This window comes from Pseudomonas sp. Sample_9 (assembly GCF_004307535.1).
Classification (GTDB): Bacteria; Pseudomonadota; Gammaproteobacteria; order Pseudomonadales; family Pseudomonadaceae; genus Aquipseudomonas; species Aquipseudomonas mercuritolerans.
Window position 1 is genome coordinate 1 of sequence record NZ_RAZO01000451.1, and the last position, 2,180, is coordinate 2,180.

3 protein-coding genes are annotated in these 2,180 nt (G+C 56.9%); all 3 read left to right on the forward strand.

Annotation, left to right across the window (positions count from 1 at the left end; translation table 11 throughout):
• The first annotated feature begins 325 nt into the window (after positions 1-325).
• Positions 326-1,072, forward strand: coding sequence for a 2OG-Fe dioxygenase family protein (locus D6877_RS25655; protein WP_130912516.1), 747 nt, complete (start codon positions 326-328; stop codon positions 1,070-1,072).
• 79 nt (positions 1,073-1,151) lie between these two features.
• Complete coding sequence (locus tag D6877_RS25660; protein ID WP_042608609.1) at positions 1,152-1,529, forward strand: GNAT family N-acetyltransferase; 378 nt, start codon at positions 1,152-1,154, stop codon at positions 1,527-1,529.
• Positions 1,526-2,180, forward strand: a 655-nt coding sequence (locus D6877_RS25665) for an AzlC family ABC transporter permease (RefSeq protein ID WP_130912517.1), incomplete at its 3' end; no start/stop codon positions are given. The genes D6877_RS25660 and D6877_RS25665, both read left to right, overlap by 4 nt.

Consider the following 2,180-nt stretch of genomic DNA (forward strand, 5'->3'; position numbering starts at 1 on the left):
TTCGATCCTGCGCGTGTCGCAGAAATCCAGCGAGTACAACGTCAGCGGTAACGAGCTGCGTGTATTCGTGGACTATCCGATCAACATCTTCTGATGATCGATCCGCTGTAAGAAAAATGAGAAAACCCCGATTCGTTCGGGGTTTTTTTTCGCCGGTTTTTCAGCGAAAACCGCAAATAACCGGTGTTCTTGTCATGTAAAAGTCGTTTTTCAAGCGCTGCAGATTCCGTTTCAAGCAGTGCTTCAAATGCCTGAAATTCTTTCTCATGGACGCAAATTCTCCACCCAATAGATTAGGGCGTTCAACGCAGCGGAGAATTTGGTAATGATCGTTTTGAACAGAGAAGTGGGCGAATCGCTACGGCGCGACAAGTTTGTCAACGTCCAGGGTGGTGACTTCAATCTCTACGGTCATTTTGCCGACTTCGTCAGACTGACCAAAAGTTGGGAAAACATGGAGCCTGACAGCTACTACGGTCAGGCCGAAGCCGGCATGCGTTACCGTCGTTACAGCGACTTTGAATACAACCCGAAAACCCGCGAGCTCAAGCAACTGGAGCATCGCCCCTATGTGCAATCGAAAGAGAACAACGCTTACGTCGGTGGCGTGGTGCGGCACTTTCAAGACTTTTCCGAGGAAGTGATCTCTTCACCGGTGATGCGCAGCCTGATCGACACTGATTTCGAAGTGTACAAAAGTGTGCTGCCGGAAGAGTTGCACGATGAAATCTGGCAGTGCCAGATCCATCAGATCCGCATCGAAATCAAACCCGGTAAACAGTTGGAAATCACCCCTGAAGGTATTCACTGCGATGGCTATCCGTTCAGCGGCGTGCACTTCTGGGGGCGCAATAACGTCGAGGGTGCGGAGAGCCGTTTGTACGACACCCACAAGCAACAACTGGCGGCGACCACCTACGAGGAAATTCTCGACACCACCTACTTCCTCGATCGCGACATGCGCCACTACGTGACCCCGGCGCGCAATACCCACACCCATGCCATGGCGTACCGGCAGATTCTGGCGATTTCCTTCTCGCGGCCCGGGACCGCTTTCGACATTGTTCGCTAATCAGATCACCCCAATCGACGGCGTCGAATGCTCGACGCCGGTGGTACTGCGCCGCGCCACCGCCAAGGATGCGCAACGCATGGAGCGCTTCTTCCGCCAGTTCGACGAAGTGTCGTTCTGCGAATGGCAGGACGCCAAGTGCCTGCGCGGCGTGTTGATCCAGAAAACCACCACGGCGTATCTGGCTTTCGATGTGGATGGCGAGATCGTCGGCGCGGTGCTCGGCGGCATGCTCGGCAGTCGCGGCACGATCAACCATCTGGCCGTAAGCCCGCGTTACCGCAGTCAGGGCGTTGGCCAGCGTTTGGTCGAAGCAGCGTCGTCCGACATGAAACGGGTCGGGGTGTTGCGGATGTTTCTGTTTGTCGACGATGCTAACCTCGCGGGCAAGCGATTCTGGACCGCCCAGGGTTTTTGCGAGCCTCACGGCGAACGAACATTTGAGAGGGATCTATGAATGAAAGGTCCGGCAGCGCGCCGCTGATGGCGACTCATCAGCCGTCGCGCACGTTTGCCGAAGCCAGCCCGGTGGTCGCCGGGTACTTCACCGTGTCGTTTGTCTTCGGGCTGATGGCGGTCAACGCCGGCCTGCCGATGTGGCTGCCGGTGGCGATGTGCTTGTTTGTCTATGCCGGCGCTTCGCAATTCGCCGCGCTGGCGCTGATCTCCAGCGGCGCATCGCTGACCACCATTGTGCTGACCACTTTCCTGATCAATGCGCGGCACATGCTGATGTCGGTGTACATGGCCAAAGCCCTGCGTGCATTGGGCTTGAGCCGCATGGAGCGTTGGGCTTACGCCGGTGGCCTGACGGATGAATCCTTCGCCTTTCATAGCGTCAAGCTCGGCACGGGCGCACCGGTCAACGTGCGTTACCTGATCGGTTTCAATCTGTTCTGCCACACCTCGTGGGTGCTCGGCGGTTTGCTCGGTGCGGTCTGCGCGCAGTACGCGGCGCACTTGATCAAATATCAGCTCGATTACGCGCTGACGGCGATGATGCTCTACGTGCTGGTCTCGCTGTGCAACACGCGTAACAAATTGATTGCGGCCGCTGCTGCCGTGGTCTGCATGGGTGCGCTGAGCCTGATCGGCAGTTCGCCCTTCA

Bases quoted from the DNA above. Each gene is read 5' to 3' on its own strand.
- D6877_RS25655 (WP_130912516.1), top strand. From the start codon at position 326: ATGATCGTTTTGAACAGAGAAGTGGGCGAATCGCTACGGCGCGACAAG.
- D6877_RS25660 (WP_042608609.1), top strand. From the start codon at position 1,152: ATGGAGCGCTTCTTCCGCCAGTTCGACGAAGTGTCGTTCTGCGAATGG.